General features: G+C 35.1%; 13 protein-coding genes. All 13 read right to left on the bottom strand.

Annotation, left to right across the window (positions count from 1 at the left end; all coding sequences use genetic code 11):
* Window positions 1-492: 492 nt before the first annotated feature.
* The 13 genes from tssD (DEU40_RS21095) to DEU40_RS22550 all read right to left on the bottom strand — a co-directional run bounded on the left by tssD (DEU40_RS21095) (window position 493) and on the right by DEU40_RS22550 (window position 14639).
* A complete protein-coding gene (gene tssD, locus DEU40_RS21095) occupies window positions 493-906 on the bottom strand; it encodes a type VI secretion system tube protein TssD (RefSeq protein ID WP_053328223.1) in 414 nt (137 codons plus the stop codon).
* A 274-nt stretch (window positions 907-1180) separates the two neighbouring features.
* A complete protein-coding gene (locus DEU40_RS21090; RefSeq protein ID WP_228406595.1) occupies window positions 1181-2098 on the bottom strand; it encodes an ankyrin repeat domain-containing protein in 918 nt (305 codons plus the stop codon).
* Window position 2099: 1 nt separating this feature from the next.
* The gene (locus DEU40_RS21085) at window positions 2100-3350 is read right to left on the bottom strand and encodes a PAAR-like protein (protein ID WP_110011674.1); all 1251 of its coding nucleotides are present in this window, start codon (window positions 3348-3350) and stop codon (window positions 2100-2102) included.
* 17 nt (window positions 3351-3367) lie between these two features.
* Window positions 3368-4225, bottom strand: a complete 858-nt coding sequence (locus DEU40_RS21080) for a hypothetical protein (protein WP_110011673.1) — start codon at window positions 4223-4225, stop codon at window positions 3368-3370.
* Window positions 4226-4257: 32 nt separating this feature from the next.
* Window positions 4258-6444 carry a type VI secretion system Vgr family protein gene (locus DEU40_RS21075; RefSeq protein ID WP_110011672.1) on the bottom strand — a complete coding sequence of 729 codons (2187 nt, stop codon included), beginning with the start codon at window positions 6442-6444 and terminating at the stop codon, window positions 4258-4260.
* Window positions 6445-6642: 198 nt separating this feature from the next.
* On the bottom strand, window positions 6643-7056 hold the full coding sequence (gene tssD, locus DEU40_RS21070; RefSeq protein WP_062675331.1) for a type VI secretion system tube protein TssD: 414 nt from the start codon (window positions 7054-7056) through the stop codon (window positions 6643-6645).
* Window positions 7057-7400: 344 nt separating this feature from the next.
* Window positions 7401-8264, bottom strand: coding sequence for a lytic transglycosylase domain-containing protein (locus DEU40_RS21065; protein ID WP_110011671.1), 864 nt, complete (start codon window positions 8262-8264; stop codon window positions 7401-7403).
* A gap of 60 nt (window positions 8265-8324) precedes the next feature.
* Window positions 8325-10823 carry an ATP-dependent Clp protease ATP-binding subunit gene (locus DEU40_RS21060; protein WP_110011670.1) on the bottom strand — a complete coding sequence of 833 codons (2499 nt, stop codon included), beginning with the start codon at window positions 10821-10823 and terminating at the stop codon, window positions 8325-8327.
* Window positions 10824-11128: 305 nt separating this feature from the next.
* Window positions 11129-11743 (bottom strand): hypothetical protein, encoded by a 615-nt coding sequence (locus DEU40_RS21055; RefSeq protein ID WP_228406594.1) that lies wholly within the window; start codon window positions 11741-11743, stop codon window positions 11129-11131.
* A 95-nt stretch (window positions 11744-11838) separates the two neighbouring features.
* Entirely contained in the window at window positions 11839-12426 is a 588-nt protein-coding gene (locus DEU40_RS21050) for a hypothetical protein (RefSeq protein ID WP_228406593.1), read from the bottom strand.
* A gap of 160 nt (window positions 12427-12586) precedes the next feature.
* Window positions 12587-12937 carry a hypothetical protein gene (locus DEU40_RS21045; protein ID WP_137905164.1) on the bottom strand — a complete coding sequence of 117 codons (351 nt, stop codon included), beginning with the start codon at window positions 12935-12937 and terminating at the stop codon, window positions 12587-12589.
* Window positions 12938-13501: 564 nt separating this feature from the next.
* On the bottom strand, window positions 13502-14482 hold the full coding sequence (locus tag DEU40_RS21035; protein ID WP_110011665.1) for a hypothetical protein: 981 nt from the start codon (window positions 14480-14482) through the stop codon (window positions 13502-13504).
* On the bottom strand, window positions 14466-14639 hold the full coding sequence (locus DEU40_RS22550) for a hypothetical protein (RefSeq protein WP_171006302.1): 174 nt from the start codon (window positions 14637-14639) through the stop codon (window positions 14466-14468). Before DEU40_RS22550 ends, DEU40_RS21035 begins: the two co-directional genes overlap by 17 nt.

The raw sequence follows: 14639 nt of genomic DNA, 5'->3' as shown, positions 1-14639 counted from the left end.
TGGAAGGATCTGATGCTACACGTCCTGAAACGTCTGTAGATCTTGATACGCTGTAGTTCATTTTTAACAGCTTCTGTCCTTCTCCGTTGTTGAATTTTAAGATTCCTCTTGAGTTTCTTTCTGCCATGATTGTAAATTTTAATCGTTAGTAATAAATTGTAATTCAATAATTATATAACAAAGATAAAGCCCCTGGTTTTGAAAAAAAAGCAATTGAAAGGAAATCTGAAAAAGTGTAGTAATTGTACGATTTGATGTCGTAGTTCTACGATTTATTGTCGTAATTCTACGACATTAGATTTAAAAACAGAAGATAAATACCTTATAACAAATATATTAAGGGCATAAACAGAAATTTATTATTACACCTTCAAGAGATATATGACTTTGATATGATTTTAAAAATTCTGATCCTGTTAAATAAAAAACAGAACAGCGTCTCTTGTCCGCTGTTCTGTACCAATTTTATTTTTACTAAGATGATGAATAGGCTTATTTACCTGCTGAAGGCCATAGTCCTGCGTACTGGGAAGTACCGTAGTCAATGGTTTCAGCACTTACTACGAAGCTGATCAGCATGCTGTTGCTGTCAATAGCATCGAAGTCTACTTCGTGCTGGATAACGTATCCGTTTTCCCATTTCAAAGTGATCAATGTTCCTTCTTCGTGAGATTTGTTGAAAGTAATCTCTCCTACTGTTGGCTTGTATTTACCGTTCAGTAAGCTTTCAAGGATGTCTGACTTTTCAGTAGCTTCTACTGTAACTTTGATTAATGCATTAGAAGGATCTGATGCTACACGTCCTGAAACGTCTGTAGATCTTGATACGCTGTAGTTCATTTTTAACAGCTTCTGTCCTTCTCCGTTGTTGAATTTTAAGATTCCTCTTGAATTTCTTTCGGCCATGATTGTAAATTTTAATCGTTAATATTGTTATTCAGTGATTGTGTTAGCAAATATAGAAGCTCTTTACGGCTTAAAAAAAAATTTGAATATAAATCTGAAAAAGTGTAGTAATTCTACGATTTCTTGTCGTAATTCTACGACATTGGATTTACACATTAAATTAACACGCTAGTTATAAACACGTTACATCAAAAACAGAAAAAACTTTGAAATTAAAATATTTCACACATCAAAGACAAAAAAAACTTCCGGAATAATAATGCTATAAACACTGTCATTTTCCTTTAACCCTGTTTAAATCTTCCTGATAAAGATTTTCTCCGTAATTTTTTTTGAAATTCACTGATAGCTTATCTTTAGAACTTAAAGATTCATACTGTCTTATTCTAAGTTTTGCTTCTTCTATTGTGTCTTTCTTATATGGGAACGCTACATTATATTGATCAACCAACTGTTTTTTAATTCCGAATAATTTTTGATAATAAGGAGAGTCTGGCAGATTACGGTCACTTTTCTGCTTTTCCTTATACTGAATATACTCTGCCATTGGGCAAAGGTCTGTTCCTTTTATTTTAGGCAACCCTCCTTTGGCCAGAAAGTATTCTGCCATACCCAGATCATCCCTGGCAGCACTTTCCATAATGTTGCTTCCGTTATAAGAAACATTATTGATGTCAGCGCCGTTCTGAAGTAAGTAATCAATCATTTTCTTTTCGGTACTTTCCTCACCTCCAAGGGTCATTGCATCAGATAACGGGGAATTCCCTACAGCCGGGTTAGGACTGGCTTTATATTTGAAAAGTAATTGCAGCATTTCGTAATTATTAAGTGCTACAGCATGATTCAAAGGAGACTCTAAACCTTCATGAGGTATTATAATATTAGGATCAGCTCCCAGCTCTAAAAGCTTTTCCATGGCTTTCAAATCTTCAATAACAGAAGCATACATCAGTAAGGTATACCCTGTGTTCTCCTGTAATTTATTGATATCAATATTTTTTTCCTTAATAATTTCTTCCATGCCTTTCAGATCTCCATCAAACATTTTCTGGGCAGCTGATAAACCGTCTCCTGTAAACATTCTTGAAGGAGGATATTGATTTCTATTTTCGTTTTTACGCGACCTAAGATTAAAATCTGAACAGGAAAAAAGTGTCATGATAGAAAGTATTATTAAAATAAATGGTTTCATATTATATATTATTAGCTACAACATCAGTATTTATAGTGGCCAGCATCGCCTGAAACGCATCATTATATGCGCTATGTCCGCTTCCAATGGTTTTTAGGCCAAGCCCTTCATTATCATCAATGTACCCAAAGATTTCATTCTGTTCTCCCAGCGCTCTCGGAACACCTCCTGTAAGACCTCCGAAAATTGCAATTTTGTTGAGCCCCGGAATTCTGGATAAAGCCAATGTAGAGAGCAGACCTTCCCTGTTATTTTGCAGCCCGTTAAGAATATCATTACTTGTACTGTAATTGATAATTCCGGAAGTTGATTTTACGGCTCCTTTTTTATCGAGATAATCGAGTGTATTGCCATGTACTCCTCTTGCATTGAATGTATATCCCGGAAGTCCTGTGTAATAGGAAGCCATGGCACTGTTTCCTCCTCCTAATGAGTGTCCGGTAAATTTCACTTTTCCTCCGGTCGCATTATCCATTTTTTCAGCAAGCATTCTCGTTTTTTCTATCTGAGGCGTTGCAAAACCAAGTGCCTGTCCTCCATCTTCGATGAACCAGTCATGGTAAAACTGCATTCCTTTAGGTTCTGATCCCCTGAATGCCACAAAATAATCTCCTGTTTCTTTATTATAATATAAAGAGGAAAAGAAACCGTTATCTTTATTGGTATTGAAATCTTTGCTGGTTAACACTCCCGGACCGAATAGCTTGTCCAGCTCAGCCTGATCATCTGTATTGATTCGCGTGTACCCATCAATACTTGTATTATTCCCGTTATTATCCTCGTAAGAATCCTGGGCCATTCTACTGGCAATAGAGGCCTCCTGCAGCTGGGCAACAGGTAAATGAAAGGTGATTTTACCTCCTATGAAACAGTGTAGACTGGAATTTTGCAACAGAGGTTTTTTATTTTCAATTTTCACTTTTGGATGGGTATTTTGCCAGTCGCTTCCCTTGCATAAAAATGAACAAATATTGAGGCAGTCATCAATGAGGGCACTTCCTGCCCAGGCTGCTGCCGCTAAAACAAAAAGTCCACCGGAGAAAGCTGCCGCTACGGCTACCCCTGCTAATGCTCCTGCCATCATCATTTCAGGACAGATAAAATTGTCTTTAAAACGGTCCTTTTCCGTGGCCATCAGCTTAGCTCCTTTTTTCAATTTTACAGAAGACTGGGAACTGACTCCAATTCCTATAAGTCTTCGGCCTTTACTACAAGTAAGCGGAGTATCCTGTGCGATATATAATTGACTCATAGTGATCGTATTAATTGTTATGTTTCACTTAACCTTATATGGTACCTGCATACATAGATCATCTTTTCATTCAGTTCTTCTTTCACATGAAATATGACCTCTGATAGTACAGAATCTTCATTATAAAGATATTCTCCCTCAATGGCATACTTATATTCCAGAGCATTTCCGAGCGTTCTCTGATATTTATCTTTATAAATACTCTCAAAGCGGGACTGATTTCCTTTACTTTTTCCATCCAGTTTCACAGTGAAGCCTCCTTCTTTATTTTTTAAAATTTTATACGAGGAACTATATTCAAGTTCTTCTCCCGGAAAAAGGGTTGACAAAGCTATTCTTACAGGAATTTCATCTGTAAAACTTCCCCCGCTGAATGCCGGTAAAGGATAAAACATGATCTGATACAAAAAGTTTTGTCTGATATTACGATCTATATTGTTAAATTCTTTATCATAGATCTGAATAAATACCTTATAACTTTCTTTTACCAGCTCAAAAAAATGCAGATCCTTCTTTATCTCTTCCCATCTGCTTACAATTTCACTTTTATTGGTTACTTCGTGGATACTTTTATCCGTATTTAAAGATAATTCAACAACCTCAGTCGCTTTATTTATTTTTTCAAGAATTTCATAAAATGGCTGCATCTGCCCGTCTGCCTGAATATATCGCTGGGTAGAAGACTGTATGGTAATATGATTATATTCTCCCGGTATTACTACCCAGTCTTCTTCTATTTCCGTCTGGTTGGCTTTTCCTGTTCCTAAAGTAAGATAGGATTTTATATTGATATTATATTCTCTTTTTTTGTACCAGGCATATTTGAATCCTGCCAGCTGGTCATTTTTTTCAACTTTATTCGGTTCCAAAGTCATGTTTTAATACGTTTTAGAATATATTCGCGACATCAGTTGATATCAACATTACTTCCGGTAATAAATATATCTCCTGTAGCATTCATTGAAGTGACTGCTTTACTGTGAATACTCAGGTTATCCTGTGTTACCAATAATGCATTTTTTAATGAATTCAAATCCAGCATTCCTTCTTTTGCAGAGATAGTAATCCCCTCTTTAGTAATTGTGATACTGTTTTCACCAACTCTTAATTCAATTTTTGTTTTTCCTTCCAGAGCAATATTTCCGGCTGCGTCCATTGTCAGGACTGAATTGGCTGCCCCGCCTTCTTTTCCTCCGACATTAATAGAATTTGTACTGCCGGCATTTACCGTATTATTATTTCCTACGTTAACCGTTTTATTGTTATTGGCATTAGTCTGGGCATTTCCTGCCCCGTCAAACTTCATATTAGCCCCGCCCTGATCCGTCAGAAATACAGAGCCTTCACCATCATTTAATTCTAATTTATTTCCACTTCTGCTGCTCAGACTTTTGATATTGTTACCGGCTCCGCCACCGCCACCTATTCCCCCATGGAACATTCCTCCCATCACAAACGGACGGTCCGGGTGCTGATGTACAAAATTGACAATAACCTGGTCTCCCACTTCCGGAACAGCCATAAATCCTCTGTTCTTACTTACTTTATCACTACTTCCTGCATCCGGGGTCATTACGCGGACAAATTCAGTAGTATCAGGTCCGCTTTGCCAATCGAACTGCACACGTACTCTTCCCTGATTTAAAGGATCTGTATTTGAAATTACTTTTCCAAACTGGGCTTCTGCTTTGGGCATCTGAAATTCGGGACGAGGAATAAATCCTGTATCTGCTGCAATTGCTTCAAATTTGCCATCATAATAGCCTCTGGCATCCACTTCGTGAGAAACTTCAATAATCATCAGTTTTGTAAAATAAGAGGTTTCATTACTCTCTGTTTTACGCATTTCGATATCCGCGATACATCCCGGATATAAGAAAGGAACTGTTGTAGTTCCCGAAGTAACAAAAACTTCTGCAGCCTTGCTACCCGCGGTTCCCTTCTGGGAAGCATTAATATCCATAAAGGAAGATGCTTTAATAGGGGCCACTCTCAAAGAAGGAGTAGTAAAAGTTTTTTCTGATATTTCGTAAGCACGTCTTGCAATATCTGAAGTATGGTTAATTTTTGAACTGCCAGCTGTCAGCTTCTCATTTTTACTGCTGTTATAACCATAAAAAGTAGGACTTACATGCTGGGCCTTCATTTTGATGGCTATATCACTTACACTGCTTCCGTAAGTAAGCCTGACAGGTTTCTCCTGTGGCGGCAGTTTTCCGAAGTGCAGAACTTCTCCATCATAATAAAACTGCTCTCCATAACCTTCTGCCATTCTTGCGAGATAATTATAATGGGTTTCTTCATATTGTGAGCTGTACGATATATTTCCATGCTGGGCATCTACTCTGAAATCAAATTTATGCTGTCCCAGCCCTTCTTTAATTACCTGATCAGCAATACTGTTCAAACTTACAGGCTGGCTTCCTCCAAAGCTCTGAATATGAGGGGCTGCATCCAAAAGTACAGTTGGGCTGTAGCCTTTGATGATAATATTTCCAAGACTTCCTTTCTCCTGGCTGAAACCTACTTCTGTAACCACTCCTACAAAATTACGTTCGGCTCCTTTCTCAATATCTTTATATTTGAAAACAACTGTGATTCTTTTTCCTAAAAACTTCTGAGCTTCTTCCAGATTGTGATTTTCCGGTTTACCCAAAGTATCATGAGCCAGTATAAGACTGAACTCATGGTGTCTGGTAGCACTCTGTACCAGCTTAAAATGCTTGAAATGATTAATAATCTCACCTTCTATGATTACATCAAGCTTGATAACCCGGTTGATTCCTGCTATATAGCTCTGAGAAATCGCTTCTGCATTATGTATTTTTGAAGTAGGCTGTTTGGCCCATACTTTTGTCTCAACAACGGAAGGGTCGTTAGAAACCAGCGTTTGATTCAGAAACTTTCCTGTTTCCTGTGCTAAGTTTAAGTGCTGTGCAGTTTCTGCTGTCTTTTTTATTTTATTCCCTGCCTGGTTTACCTTTTCATCTGCTTTCGTAACCGCATTTTCCTGCGCAGTTTTTTTAATCGTCTCTGTATCCTGGCTGATAGATTGCTGAGAATTCTTTACTCTAATTTTATCATCTTGAAACATAGTGTTACGTGTTTTTAAGTTAATAAATGTTGAATTGATGCTGTAGGTATCATTACAGGCTTTGTAAATTCCAGATATTGGTTTTTATAAGTGATTGATTACTTATCTGAAACTTATTGTAAAGCAGAAAACAGAACAGCAAACTTTTACAAGGGCTGTTCTGTACCAATTTTATTTTTACTAAGATGATGAATAGGCTTATTTACCTGCTGAAGGCCATAGTCCTGCGTACTGGGAAGTACCATAGTCGATGGTTTCAGCGCTGATTACGAAGCTGATCAGCATGCTGTTGCTGTCAATAGCGTCGAAGTCTACTTCGTGCTGGATAACGTATCCGTTTTCCCATTTTAAAGTAATCAGAGTTCCTTCTTCGTGAGATTTGTTGAAAGTAATCTCTCCTACGGTCGGCTTGTATTTACCGTTTAGTAAGCTTTCAAGGATGTCTGATTTTTCAGTAGCTTCTACTGTAACTTTGATCAATGCGTTGGAAGGATCTGATGCTACACGTCCTGAAACGTCTGTAGATCTTGATACGCTGTAGTTCATTTTTAACAGCTTTTGCCCTTCTCCGTTGTTGAATTTTAAGATTCCTCTTGAATTTCTTTCGGCCATGATTGTAAATTTTAATCGTTAATATTTTGTGATTCGGTGATTGTGTTAGCAAATATAGAGGCTCTTTTCCGGTAAACAAAGCTTTTGAATGGAAATCTGAAAATTTGTAGTAATTCTACGATTTCTTGTCGTAATTCTACGACATTGGATTTAAAAAACCTACCACAAACCTTATTAACACAGGATTTTAACTCATTAAAAACAAGCATTAAAAGTCAATAATTTTCCACATCATTGAGAAATATTAAGATTTTATTAGTAAAAAATTGGTCTGTTTTTAACAGATTGGACAATAAAAAAAGCAATCAGTTTGGCTGATTGCTTTTTTATATCGTTGATATATTTTACTGCTGAATTTTTCCTCCTTCTTTTAGGGAGCGAACCAATATTTTATTTTTCCTTAGCAGAAAGTCCGGCATCAGATCCATCGGAAGATAGAAGGGGCTTTCTCCTTTTTTCTGAAGCTCTTCCATAATTCCGGGATTCCAGGCAAGAATTTTATCTACTTCTACATTCAATTCAGCGGCAACAATGTTCAGGTTGAAACCTGCATTGATCTCTGTTTCCGAAAGCGCTGCAGCAGTCTCTTTCCGGTCTCCCTGAAAGAAAATCTTGTTGATTCTTGCAGAGTTATAATTATTCAGTACACTCTGAAGTTCTCCTGTGGCATAGCATGCATTAAGATATTTCTTTACATGATTAATGGTTTCTCCCGGAAGGTATTTATAAAATTCATGGTATTGGGTAGAACCTGCAGCTTCCATCGCTTTGGCAATATTCCCTTCTCCGCAGTTGTAAGCAGCGACTACTGTTACCCAGTTATTGTACTTTTTATAAAGATTACTCAGTGAAATAGCAGCTGTTTTGGTACTTTTATAAATATCGGTACGTCCCTGCTCAGTAAGTCCGTATTGGTTGGCATGGGCTGTCATAAACTGCCAGATCCCTACTGCTCCGGCTCCTGAGGTAATATTTCTGTCAAAATGGGACTCAATCAGGGCCAGGTTTCGCAAATGTTTGGGAAGACCTTTCTGAAGGAGTAACTGTTCAATAAATTCTACAAGATCTTTATTGGCATTAATGATACCCTTATATTTTTTCACACTGCTTTCCGAGGTGTCGGAAGCAGCAAGAAACTGTCCGTTGATCATAATCACGGATCCTAATAATAGAAAACCTGTAAAGATATTTCTGACAATTGTTTTCATTTTAATTTTATTTATAAGCAAAAGGGTAAAAGCTGGCTGCAAATACCCTTTGCTTTATACTTAATCTACTTTCCAGCTTAGTTTTTCCTCGTCTTTATTCCAGTCTACATGAATAGTCTGGCCGGATTTCACTTCTTCTCTCACAATCATTTTAGAGATTGGTCTTGCAAGCTGAGCACGGATGACCCCTGAGATCTGTCTTGCACCATACTTACTGCTAAACCCTCCTAATGCAAGGTTTTTCACAGCTTCATCGGTAATTTTCAAAGCAATTCCCAATCTTGTTAATGAAGTATGAAGTGATTTCAGCTGAATATTAAATATTCTTTCTGCAATAGATTCTGTGATCGGTGCAAAAGGAATAATTTCTGTAATTCTTGCCAGGAACTCAGGTCTGAATCGTCCGGAGTTTGACATAATCTGCATGAGTGAAGATGATTCCGGAATTTTTCCTTCTTCAAACTGTTTTACAATTTCTTCACTTCCGATATTGGAGGTAAACAGGATCAATGCATTACTGAAATCTCCTTCTTTACCTAATTTATCATGAACTTTCCCTTCATCCATAATCTGAAGGAATACATCAAAAACAGAATGGTGGGCTTTTTCAATCTCATCAAATAACACAACAGTATATGGCTGTTGTCTGATTTTATTAACAAGCATTCCTCCTTCTTCATATCCTACATATCCCGGAGGCGCTCCGTATAGCAACGCTGCGGAATGTTCTTCTTTAAATTCCGACATATCAAAGCGTACCATTGCCTTTTCATCGTTGAAAAGTAATTCTGCCATTGATTTTGCCAACTCTGTTTTACCGGTTCCGGTAGGTCCAAGAAGGAAGAACGATCCGATAGGCTGTCCCGGTTTGTTCAATCCGCTTCGGTTTTCAACAATAGCATCGGAAAGGATTTTCAATGCATGGTCCTGTCCTACGACTCTGTTCAACAGAAGAGATTCCATATTCAGGAGTTTTTCTTTTTCCTGAGCCTGGATTTTCCCGATTGGGATATTGGTTTTGGCAGCCATTACAGCAGCAAGCTCCAGTCTGTCAACTTTTTCTCTTTTTTTGGCGGCATGCTGTAAAAGTTCTGCGTAAGTATCTTCAATGATTTTCTGAATCTGATCTACCGGCATAGAGTTGTCAATCGAAGGCTGCTCACTGAGTGAACCCCAGAGAATCGGGCTTATTTTATCTCTCAGCAGGTTGTAAGTCCAGATCAGTTCATCCGCTTTATCTTTGCTGTCGGCATATTCTTCTGTTAAAATCGCATCATAACTTTCTTTCCAGCTGTCCAGTTCTTTTTCGGAAAGTTCATCAAGCATTTTGATGGCTGCCATTGTTCTGTCTAATAAGTCAATAGCGGCATCCGGTAATTTTTTACCTTTGGCATATCTTTTTGCCAGACGTACACATTCCGGAAGAGCTGTTTTTTCAACTTCAATACTATGGTGTTTTTTGTAGCCTTCCAATAGTACATCTATCATTTTGACACAGGTTTTCTCATCCGGTTCAAGAACGGTTAACACTTCAAAACGACGGTTGAAAGCCTGTTCCGGCTCTATAATTTTTCTGTATTCTTCCTGAGTTGTAGCACCGATTACGGTAATTTCACCTCTGGCAAGTTCAGGCTTAAGGAGATTAGCAACATTTCCAATACTTCCTTTCGGATCTAAAAGGGTGTGGATTTCATCAATGAAGAGAATGGCTTTTTCAATTTTCTTACATTCATTGATTACTTTTTTCAGGCGGTCTTCAATTTCACCTTTATAAGAAGTTCCCGCCAGTAATGCTCCGGTGTCCAGTTCTAAAAGGGTACCGTTTTTAAGCATTTCAGGAACATTTCCTTTAATAATTTCTGTAGCAAAACCTTCTACCAAAGCTGTTTTTCCTACTCCCGGCTCCCCGATGATGATCACATTCGGTTTGCTTCTTCGGCAAAGGATTTCCACCAGCATTCTGAGTTCTTTGTCCCTGCCGATGATATTTTCGATTTCTCCTTTTCTCGCCTGCGCCGTTCTGTCTACACAATAGCTTTTAATGGAAGGAAAGGAAGAGTCTGAATAATCTGCTGAACCATTTGAAAATAATGATGAAAAATCTCCATCTTCTGAAACAGTAAACGGAGTATCTTTTCTGTACAGATTGAAGATCTCATGTTCTCTCAACGGAAGTGATTTTAACTGCTGAAGAGAGAATACAACTTGAGGCTTTACAATGGCTGTCAGAATACAGATAGGAGTAATCTCATCCAGTCCAAGTTTTAAACGGATATCATCAGCTTCTTCAATAAGGGTATCTACCGCTTCATCCTGTCCTACTTCATCGGAAAGATGACTGGTTTTCGGGTATTCTTCGATACGGACATCTGCCCATTCATAGAAATAGCCCGGATCTTTATCTATACTTTTCAGGAATTCATTAAGGCCGATATCTTTATGCATTAAAGCCTGCAGGATATGCGGGCCTCCATACGTTCCATTATAGTTTTCCTTCGCTATCGACTGAGCAATATGAAATAGTTGCTTTACTGTTTCGTTGGTTACTAGTACTCCCATTTATAATTTTCTTATATTAATATATTTGCGTTCTGTTTATTATGCAGATTTGATGATTTTGATCTCTATTTTTCATTCCTTTTACCAAGACATAAAAAATCGTTCTTTTGTGATGCTAAAATTAATTATTTTATTCTAAATGATATAAAGATAGTTAATTCTTCAATTAGAGAAGTAACAACGGTGTTTTTTGTTTTTAATCGTAGTTCTGATGGTGATATATTGTAGTAAATTACTTTTCTGAATCACTTTCCTGTTAAAATAGAAAAAAGATTAGCCTTTTAAAGCATTTTATTATTAATTGCTTACAAGCGAACCACTTTTTTCTCCAGCTCTTCACCTGTTTTACCATCCAGAATGATTTCTTCTATTTTGTCGCCTGCAGTCTGATGAGAAATTCTCCATACTTTTTTGCCTTCAAAAACCTGTTTTAATACTCTAGCTTGGTAACCAGAATCATGGTAGCCCTTAGGCAGATCAATTTTATTCTTTTCACAATACTTTACTACCTTTTCAGGAGTAAAACTATATCCTTCATCTGTATTTTCTTCTTTAATAAGCTTACCTGATTTATCAAAATAATATAACATTCCTACAGGCGAGCCCATGTTAAATGACAATGATTTATTTTTTATGTATCCATTTTTATAATAGAATTTATCTGATTTATAAAAAGCATTCTCATAGTAAATACTTAAAATATATCCACCTTCAGAAGCAGAAAAAATTTCCTTTCTTCCTTCCGGAGTTTCAATACATCTGTCATCATCTTTTTTCTTAGAATTCTGTATAGTAATCTTTTCAAATTCATTAGTAATTTTTGGAATCATTATCTTTTGTAATTCCTGACATTGACATTGTAGAAAAAGACCTAACAACAATACTACAAATAGTTTTTCTATAAATCTATTATCAATCATATAATTATGGGTTATAAAAAAATACTGTCTTCTTTTTGTAATCTTTCTGGTAGATTTATGTTAAACCTGTAAACAGCTAGCCCATTAATCATTAACTAACTGCTTACAAACGGAACCACTTTTTTCTCCAGTTCTGTACCTGATTGACCATCTAAAACAACTTTTTGAATATCTCCATCCGGGATAAGGTATTCTATTACCCAAACTTTTTTACCATTGAGAACATCTTTTCTAATCCGTGTATAAAACCCGGAATCATGATACCCTTTCGGAAGCTCAATTTTATTCTTTTCGCAATAAATTATTACCTTTTCAGGAGTAAAACTATATCCTTCATCTGTATTTTCTTCCTTAGTAAGTTTGCCTGATTCATCAAAATAATACCAGATGCCAATTGGAGAACCTTCATTGAAAGCTATTCCTTTATTTTTAATATTTCTGGAAGGATAGTAATTTTTAATTATCATAAAATAGCTATTCTTGTGATATTCCGTATAACTAGAACCGATTTTAGCAGAAACAAATGTTGTCGTTTTGTTATCATTAATAATAATACGTTTTGCCTCTTCGGTATTGATTATTTCAAATTTATTATCTACTGTTGGTACCATGCTTTTGTTTATTTTTTGAGGTTGACATTGTATAAACATACTCAACCACATTAACACTATTATTTTATTCATAACAACCTATTTTATAGATGAATTAGCTTTTTTCCATTGCCAATAGTATAATAAACATTGTACATCAATTTTATTTTTCCTAGACCCAAAACTATAATCTAATCTTTATAAAATATTATAATAATGTAAATTTCAATATAGTAACACAATCCAGACTGAGTTATTCTTTTACCTGACCTTGCATTGGTTCTGTATTTCCCGATTGCGAGTTTACTTTCAATTTATATAGTTTCCAGGATCTGTTCATCTTATCCTGGCTGGGATCATTTGTTACACCAAATAGATAATCTTCTCCTTCACAAAAAAGAAATACCGGAGTCAATTTTATATGTTCTTTTTTTAAATATTCCAAAAATATAGCATTGGCCTCATCATATTTTATCTGGGCATTATTTTCAAAAGATGTAAACTCTTCAGTTTTATAATAAATTCTATTTGTATTATTCATATGCTCTTTTTTACATTGAGAAAATAAAAACATAACAATTAAAAAAAATATTCTAAGTTTCATAATTTAAAACCGACTTAATTTATTTCGTTTTCTTCTTATAAGAAACATCGTCAAAAGATTAAATATAAAAATTAGAGTTAAAGAAATGTATATTATGGTTTCCAAAGTATCATATTTTGTATTAAAATAAAATATTTCAGAAACATAAAACATTTCAAATAGATATATAAATACCATACATATAAATGCAATAATATAATGGCTCTTTTCTTTATTATCCATTAGTTTGACTGAAAAAAGTAATGTAAATAAATTTAAAATAAAAAGAAACATTACAGCTCCATTAGAACCAAGTTTCAAAATATTAAAGAGTAAAACTAGTACTACTATTATAAAATATTTTATTTTACTTCTTAGTAAAAGATTTGCAGTTATTACTAATATTAAAAAGAGAAACCAATTAAAAATAATGCTTTTTTGAGTTAATTCGTAACATTCTGTACTAACATCACAAAATAAACCTAAATCAAACGATGTATTGTATAATAATTTATAGCCGAAATAGCTAACAATACCAATTACTAGATATATTAAGAAAAATTGAATTTTTGATTTCATATATATTTAACCTTTTGGAAAGACCATTGTATCACAAGGTATTATAATTTTTTTATTTTTTTGAAATAAACACATGCAACCTGGAGGACCATATGGAAAGTCTCCTGCTACAACATCTCTATATGCACCTTGCGGTTGCCAAGGATAAATTTCATCAATCTTTTTTTCTTTTTTCTTATAAGCTCTAAAATTATCATCGTTTTTAATATCAATATTTATCTTTTCAAGATTATCAGCAATTTTTAAATCTAACCTATCCGATCTTCCTCCCCAAGTAAGTTCATAATTACTTCTCTTAAGAAAAGCATGAACTTTTGCATTTAACCTATCGGCTAACTTCTGAGCAAGACTTTCTGCTTCACCCCATGTAAATTTTTCAACCTCAGAATCATTATCCACACTGAGTCCAGTCCTACATGCAAAGGACCATAATTCAACATCTTTTGAGAAACTTTTAGGATTTAATATTGTATAGTTTTCTAAATTCAGTTCATTTTTCTGAGCAGTTTCATTTGATTTTATATTATTATTTTTTATGTAAATATCCCAATCTAACATAAATGTAATTCTACTTGGCATACCATGAGAATAGAAATATACATTTTTAACCTTATACATATTTCCATATTCATCCGGTTTCGTACGATAATCACTCCCAGATTTCTCTATACTTCCAATGTTTAAATAATTAAAAAGTTGAGAAATATTAGTGATCGCAATAATCTTTATATTTTTTTTATAACTTTTCAGTGAATTTTCAAACTCACTTATCATATTTTGAGAATAGCCATGCTTAAAATATATTACTGTTTGTACACTTGATATCTTAACTCTTCTTATAGCTTGAGCCATAAACATTAATTTATTAACTGGCTTTTTGTCATGAACTTCTGCACCTACAACAACTATATTCTCATTATACTCAACTATATGATTTATGGAAGGCTTTCCTGGTTTGTATTCTCCTACGCTATTTCCTGTTGCCATGAGAATGTATTTTTTTAGGGCTATTCAATACTAATTTACCGTCCATAGCTTCTACCCATTTGGATGTAGCAATTTCTTCTAATCTCTTTCCACAAATAATAGTTTCTTTATTTGTAGTTTTGATAATCATATTTTTTGATCTCTTGATAATTGCCAT

The sequence above is a fragment of the Chryseobacterium sp. AG844 genome, assembly GCF_003182335.1.
In the GTDB taxonomy this organism is placed as follows: domain Bacteria; phylum Bacteroidota; class Bacteroidia; order Flavobacteriales; family Weeksellaceae; genus Chryseobacterium; species Chryseobacterium cupriresistens.
The sequence above is the reverse complement of the archived record's forward strand: the minus strand, read 5'-3'. Positions and strand labels throughout refer to the sequence as shown.

Excerpts from the sequence above, each read along its gene's own strand:
- tssD (WP_053328223.1), bottom strand. The coding sequence starts at position 906 with ATGGCCGAAAGAAATTCAAGAGGAATCTTAAAATTCAACAACGGAGAA.
- DEU40_RS22550 (WP_171006302.1), bottom strand. The coding sequence starts at position 14,639 with ATGGCAATTATCAAGAGATCAAAAAATATGATTATCAAAACTACAAAT.
- DEU40_RS21050 (WP_228406593.1), bottom strand. The coding sequence starts at position 12,426 with ATGAATAAAATAATAGTGTTAATGTGGTTGAGTATGTTTATACAATGT.
- tssD (WP_062675331.1), bottom strand. The coding sequence starts at position 7,056 with ATGGCCGAAAGAAATTCAAGAGGAATCTTAAAATTCAACAACGGAGAA.
- DEU40_RS21055 (WP_228406594.1), bottom strand. The coding sequence starts at position 11,743 with ATGATTGATAATAGATTTATAGAAAAACTATTTGTAGTATTGTTGTTA.
- DEU40_RS21065 (WP_110011671.1), bottom strand. The coding sequence starts at position 8,264 with ATGAAAACAATTGTCAGAAATATCTTTACAGGTTTTCTATTATTAGGA.
- DEU40_RS21080 (WP_110011673.1), bottom strand. The coding sequence starts at position 4,225 with ATGACTTTGGAACCGAATAAAGTTGAAAAAAATGACCAGCTGGCAGGA.
- DEU40_RS21075 (WP_110011672.1), bottom strand. The coding sequence starts at position 6,444 with ATGTTTCAAGATGATAAAATTAGAGTAAAGAATTCTCAGCAATCTATC.
- DEU40_RS21085 (WP_110011674.1), bottom strand. The coding sequence starts at position 3,350 with ATGAGTCAATTATATATCGCACAGGATACTCCGCTTACTTGTAGTAAA.
- DEU40_RS21060 (WP_110011670.1), bottom strand. The coding sequence starts at position 10,823 with ATGGGAGTACTAGTAACCAACGAAACAGTAAAGCAACTATTTCATATT.
- DEU40_RS21035 (WP_110011665.1), bottom strand. The coding sequence starts at position 14,482 with ATGGCAACAGGAAATAGCGTAGGAGAATACAAACCAGGAAAGCCTTCC.
- DEU40_RS21045 (WP_137905164.1), bottom strand. The coding sequence starts at position 12,937 with ATGAAACTTAGAATATTTTTTTTAATTGTTATGTTTTTATTTTCTCAA.
- DEU40_RS21090 (WP_228406595.1), bottom strand. The coding sequence starts at position 2,098 with ATGAAACCATTTATTTTAATAATACTTTCTATCATGACACTTTTTTCC.